This window comes from Cardiobacterium sp. (genome assembly GCF_057314735.1).
The window spans coordinates 21,172-27,678 of the sequence record NZ_DBHKZK010000009.1 but is presented as its reverse complement, the minus strand read 5'-3'; the positions used below and the strand labels follow the sequence as shown (position 1 = coordinate 27,678).

Genomic DNA, 6,507 nt, shown 5'->3' with positions numbered 1-6,507 from the left:
AAGGTGTATGTAAACAGGTTTTCTGAACAGGCGGCAGGCACGCCATCACGGGCGCTACCCCCTCCCCTGCCCTCCCCCGCTGCGGGCTTCGCCCTGCGAGGGAGGGAGTTGTTCGGTGGTTTACATACACCTGGGCGCGCGGTGTGTATGTATATTGGGGAATGGGTGGGGCGCATGGCATAGGCGAAGATGACCAGTAACCCCACCCCAGCCCTCCCGCCGGTTCCCACGAAAATGCGTCCGCATTTTCGTGGGTGCCCGCCCACAGGGGGAGGGAGCTGTTCGGCGGTTTACATACACTTGAGCGCTCGATGTGTATGTAAACAAGGTTGGGGTTTGCCGCTCTGCGAGAGGTTTGCTGCCCCCACCCCTGCCCTCCCCCACAGGAGGAGGAGTAGTCTGGCTTACCACTGATAACCGATGCCGATGGTCGCGCCCGCTTCTTTGCTGTTCACGTTCGCCGCGCCCTTGATGACCCAACGGCCGTTGTCGCTGATGGTGGAGACGCCGATGGCGACCGCGCTTTGTCCGTCGTAATAGCCTCCTGCAGCGGCGACCATGCTCGCCCCCGGACGGTACGCCTGCGGCAAGCCCGCGGTGGCAATCGCCGAGGCGGTGCCAGCTTTCGCGCGTTTGTCCACGTTATCAACGTAACGCCCCAGCGCGTGCAATTGCGCGCCATTGACGGCATCGCGGCTATCCGGCGCGATGCGCCCCGGTGCGACGTTGCGTATCGGCAGATTACCCGCGTTGATACCCTGTTTGGTCAGCGCCGGGCCATTCTTGATGGCAACGCCTTCGTCGTTCATTTTGGTGTCGCCGGTGGTGACGCTATTGACGTTCACGTCCGGGTTGAGGCGCATATGAATGCCGTCCACATCGGCGGCGGTTTTCACGTTTTGGTCGCCCATAATCATCATGGTGTCGCCCAGTTTATGCACGTTGGTCACGCCGGTGTCGCCGCCAAAGCGGATGCCCTGCGTGGTCACGATGTCATAGGCCTGCACGCCCTTGCCGATGTCCTGCTTGACGCCGCCGGAGAGGCTCACCTGGTAGTTGGTGACGTTGTCGCCGCTGTTGGTCGCGGTGACGATGACATCGCCCGCACCGGAGACGGTCGTCCCTTTGGCATTGACGGTGTAAATATCGTGGCCATCATTCGCTTGCGTTTTATCAACGCTGGCGATGTTGGTGCCTGCTTTTACTTCGGTTTTGGCGGCTTTCAATTGTTTGACATTGACCGCATCGCTGTCTTTCGTTCCGGCAGCAACATTGGTGATTTTGTCGCCGCCGACATCGAGGCCGTCCGCGGTGCTGGTCAATACCGTATTATTGCCTGCATCGCCAATAGTGACCTGCTTGAATGCCACTTCGTCTTTGGTGGCAACCGTGACTTTGCTGCCCTCTTGCTTGATGTCAATATTTTTCCCGGCATCAATGGTGACTTTTTTGCCGGGATTAATCAGCTCATCGCTTTTGCCGGTATTGGTGCCGCCGCCGGTATTGTCGGTTGTCAGCACAAAACCGGAATGGTTAATGGCGCTGGCAATATCGCCTGCGGTCATCAATCTGCCGCTGTAATCCACGGCAGGTGTCGTTGGTGTTGCCGGGATGGCAGGCGGCACAATGACTTTGCCCAAATCATTACCCGTACCAGGATTGAGCGCGGTGGTATTGGCCTTTATTTTGCCATTGGCATCTTTGGTAATGGTGGTGCCGTCGGTATTGACGGACAAGTCATATACCGTCGGATTACCCGGTGTAGGCGTATTGGCTGTTACCGTAACCGAACCATCAGCAGATTTAACTTCGGTTTTGGCGGCTTTGGCAGCGGCATTTAATTGGCTGACATTCACCGCATCGGTATCTGCCTCACCTTTGGCGACGTTGGTAATTTTATTGCCGCCATTATTCAGGCCATCGCCAGTCAGGCTCACTACGTTTTTGCCCGGTTTGCTGATAGTAACGCCGCCGCTGTTTACGGCGGTGGTGTTGCCTGCGCTGTCGGTGGTGGTGATGCCGGTTTGGGTGAGCGAGGTGGTGTTGCCGTTGGTATCGGTGGCTTTTACGCCGTTGGCGGTGGTGGCCGTGGTGTTGCCTGTGCCATCGCTGGTAACGGTGCCGGTGGGGCGGGTTACGGTGGTGTTGGTGCCATCGGTGGCGGTTACGCTGTTTACCGCAATATCTTTTTTCAGGCCGATGGTAATCGTGCCGTCGCCGCTGACCTGGGTCTGAATATTGTCGCTGTTGTAGTCAGTTGCAAACGTACCCGTACCCGTACCTTTTACCGTCAGCGTTTCATCCGGCTTGATGGTTTCGTTATCCATCGTGATTCCGTTGGCTTTACTATTCCCGGCAATCTTGAATCCTTTGTTGGCAGTCGTTTTTACCGCGTTGAGCTGCGATACGTTTACCGCATCGGTGTCGTTGGTTCCTGCGGCAACATTCTGCAAGGCAACGGGCTGGCTGGCATCGCCGCCAACCAGTTTGACGGTATTGGTTGCCGGTGCGGTTGGCGTACCGCCGACATATTCCAGCGGCGTGTCGAATTTCACCGTGGTTACGCCGTTTTGGCTTTCAACATTGGCAACCGTGCCGCGCCCGTTGGCGAAGTTGATGGTATCGCCGTGGGTAACGAAATCTTTTGCCGCGCCGTTGCCCTGCACATTAAATCCGGCATTGAGTACGTCATTGACCGTCGCCGCGCGATTGCCTTTATTGGCGAAATCGCTGCGGCTGTTATTCGCCGGATTGCTTGTCGCAGTGGCGGTATCGGCAAAGTTACTGGCGACGTTGGCAAGCACGGTCGGCACGGTGCTTGAACCTGCAGCGTTTTGCATTGAGGCAATCACATCCGCTGCGGCAACCTCATTGCCGCCGACGGGCGCGTCATAGAATTTGTCGCCGCGCTTGTAAACCTTGCTGCCGTCGGCCTTGGTATAAACCACCGGCAGTTGCGCGCTATTGGTAATCGCCTGCGCATTGGTGGCAATGGTGATTTTGCCACCGTTCTGTTGCAGGTTGATACCGTTGCCCGCGTCCAGGGTCAGCGTTTTGCCGTTGTTGATTTTTTTGTCGGCGGCGTCCGCGGTGTTGTCGGTGGAAGTACCGCCGCTTTGTGATACCGCCAGATTGAATCCCGCCGCCTTTAATTGTGCAACGTTTACTGCATCGCTGTCTTCCGAGCCTGCGGCAAGGTTGGTGATTTGCCGCGTGGTTTTGGTCGCCGCATTACCGACGGAAACCGCACCTGCGGTCGCCTGCCACACGGAAGCATCGGTAGCCGTACCCTTCGCACCCAACGGGTCAACACCCGTCGCACCCTTTTCACGGTCGGCAACGCTGTTGCGCCCCAAGGCGATGCTGGATTCTGCCTTGGCGGCGCTGTCGGCGCCGAGGGCGACACTGCCGATGCGTTCGGCGCGGGCATTGGCGCCGATGGTGGTGGCGTAAGCGGTGGTCGCCTGGGCATTGAGACCCTGCGCAATCGCGCCATAGCCAGCGGCGGTTGCCTGGCGGCCAATGGCGACCGCTGCCGCCGATTTGGAAGCGTCGCTGACGTTGGTCAGGTTGGTGGTAATCGCCTGCGCCGCGGCAACATCAGTGGTCGCCGTAGGCGCGACGGTCGCCTGGCTGCCAATGGCCAGCGCGTGCCATTCCGGCGCGCTGCTTTTGTAGCCAATGGCGGTGGCATAGTATTCGGTCGCGCTGGCGCCGTAACCCACCGCGGTAGTGCGCACCCCTTCTGCTACGCTATCGGCGCCGATAGCAGTGGCTTCCCAAGCGCCTTTGGCATCGCCATTAGCACGGGTTCCTGTTTTTACTTTGGCGTTACTACCGACAGCGACGTTTAGCCCTTTCGCGGCCGTACCATTGACGGAGTTCGCGGTTTCCGCACCGTCGCCCATCGCCACCGAGTTGCTGCTGCGCGCTTTGGCATTGACCCCGGCGGCGAGTGTGTTGGCGGCAGTGGCGCCGTCGTTGTTGTAGTTGCCGCCGCGGTTGCCGCCGTCATTGACGCTGTAGTAGTGGGTTTTGTTGGCGGTAATCTGGTTTTGCAGGCCGTTGCCAATGGCATAAAGCTGGCTGCCGTTGATGGCATCGGTGCTGCTGGCGTTGATGCGCCCGGCGCCAACGTTGGTGATGGCGCGTTCGTTGCCCGCGCTGCCGACGCTGACGGTGGCATTGACGTTGGCGGCGGCAAAGTTGCCATAGGTGATGCCGTTGATGGTGGCGTTGGGAACCGCGCCAAAGGTGGCAGTGCTGACGGAATCCGCGCCGAGGGCAATCGCGCCGTTGTGGGTCACGACCGCGTTATAGCCGACCGCCGTGCCTTTCGTTCCCGCCTGCGCGCCCGCGCCAAAGGCGGCGGCATTAACGCCGCTTGCCTGCGCCGCCGCACCAACGGCGGTGGTGCTGCCCGCGTTGGCGCTGGCTTTCGCGCCGACGGCAACGGCATTCAGGCCGCCCAACCCCCCGGCGGTGCTGGCGCCGGTGCCGAGCGCGGTCGAATTGAGTCCGCTGGCGTTGGCTTCCGCGCCGAGGGCGGTGGTTTTGTTGCCGCTTGCCTTGCTTAATTGGCCGATGGCGACCGCCTGCACGCCGCTGGCGGTGGCGCCATTGCCCGCATTGGCGGAGCCGCCAATGGCAACCGTACCCGACGCGCTTGCCACGGTGTTTTGCCCGGCGGCAACGCCGTTTTGTCCTTTGGCATCTGCACCCACACCGAGGGCAATCGCTGCCAGTCCTTCGGCTTTGGTTCCCCTGGCACCAATGGCAATGGCGTTGCCACCGCTGGCGCGTGTACGTTCGCCAATGGCGACGTTGTTGGTGGTGGTAACAGCGGCAGCGCCGTTCTCTGTGCCGTTGGCGTATGCGCCCAGCGCAATGTTGTGGTCGCCCTGCATCCCTGCTGCCGCACCAGTACCAATGCCGATGATGTTGGTCACGGATTTGCCGGTGCTGCCCGCGTTTTGCACCGCACCTTCGCCAATGCCGATATTGCTGAAATTGTTGCTGTTGTCCGTACCCTTGCCCGCTTCTTTTCCGATAAAGACATCGGCGCGTCCGGCGGCATTGGCGTTCCAACCGAGGGCGGTTGAATTCAGTCCTTTCGCCTTGGAGCTGTCGCCCAGCGCGGTAGAAGCGTTGGTTGCTTCGGTGTTGGCACCAATGGCCACCGCGCCGTCGTGGGTTGCCTGCGCGTTGTAACCAACGGCAACGGTGTTCATCGCAGACGCTTTGGCCTTCGCGCCAGCGGCAAGCGAATTGCTGCCCGTTGCGCCGTCGTTGTTGTAGTTGCCGCCACGGGTACCGCCGTCATTGACGCTGTAGTAGTGGTGCTGCGCTTTTTCGGCCACCGCATAAAGCTGGCTGCCGTTAATCGCGTCGGTGCTGGCGGCGCTCACTTCGCCCGCCGCGACGTGTTTCAGCTGCCGCTCGTAGTCGGTTGTGCCGAAGGAAACGATGTCGCCGGGCAGGGTGCTGCCGCCGCCCGCCCAGTGGTAGGTGACGCCGTTGATGTCTGTGGATTCCTGCTTCGTTCCCGCTTCCAGGGTTTTGGAGCCGCCGCCGATGGCAACGGCGTTGTCGAGCGTGGCTTGCGCGCCGGTACCGATGGCAACGCTGTTGGTTTTGGCCGCAGCCGATTTGGAACCAATCGCAACGCCCAAATCCGATGCCTGCGCCTGTACGCCAATCGCAACCGCCGCCTGTTTCGAGGCGGTTTTGACGTACACGCCTGAATTCATGGTGTCGCCGGTCAGGGCGTTGTACGCATTCCGCACGGTATCGGTTTTCTGCTGTCCTGACGAATCGGTATAGGTGGTCTGCTGACTGCCGGCACTGTCCAGGTCATCGCCACCAATGGCGACCGAGCCATCGCCATAAGCGAGGGTATCGCTGCCGATGGCAAGCGACTGGTCGCCGTAGGCATAGGTATGGTGTTCCGGCTGGACGCCCGTGCCACCGCCAATGGCTACCGCCTGCCCCACATTTTTGACTTGCAGATTAACCGTGCCAACCGAACCGTGCGCATTAATTGATACTACCCGATCTGAGCCAACATTAGCATTGGCACCAATCATCACCCGCTCCCCGTTTTTGCCAGCGTTGGCGCCGCTGCCACTTTTGGCGCCTGCACCGTAACCAATGGCCACATCATCCCGCGAAGTGGCTTTGGCATTGGTACCGACTGCCGTGCTGCCTCCAGAAATTTTTGAGTCAGCAGAAGCGCCGGTGCCAATGGCAATATCCGTTGACCTGACCGCCGTACCCTCAGGAATGGCAGCCAGTGCCTGCCCTCCTGCCAACAACAGCGCCGAGGCCAGCGCGGTGCGGGCGAAGGTGAGGCCGCCCGCAGGGGCGCGGCGGTAACTGCGCGGGGCTTTGCCGTGGTTGTGCGCGGTTTCCGGCACGGCAACCCACGCGCCGAGGGCGGTGTTGTAAAGGGTTTTGTAGGTGTGGTTCATAAAGGTTTACTCCAGGAGTGTGATTCGGGCTGCGGGG

The 6,507-nt window shown here is 60.4% G+C and carries 1 protein-coding gene; it reads right to left on the bottom strand.

Annotation, left to right across the window (positions count from 1 at the left end):
- Positions 1–404: 404 nt before the first annotated feature.
- A complete protein-coding gene (locus ACO54Z_RS00640; RefSeq protein WP_485995277.1) occupies positions 405–6,470 on the bottom strand; it encodes a YadA-like family protein in 6,066 nt (2,021 codons plus the stop codon).
- Positions 6,471–6,507: the final 37 nt, after the last annotated feature.

Coding starts and splice junctions, on each gene's coding strand:
- ACO54Z_RS00640 (WP_485995277.1), bottom strand. CDS start 6,470: ATGAACCACACCTACAAAACCCTTTACAACACCGCCCTCGGCGCGTGG.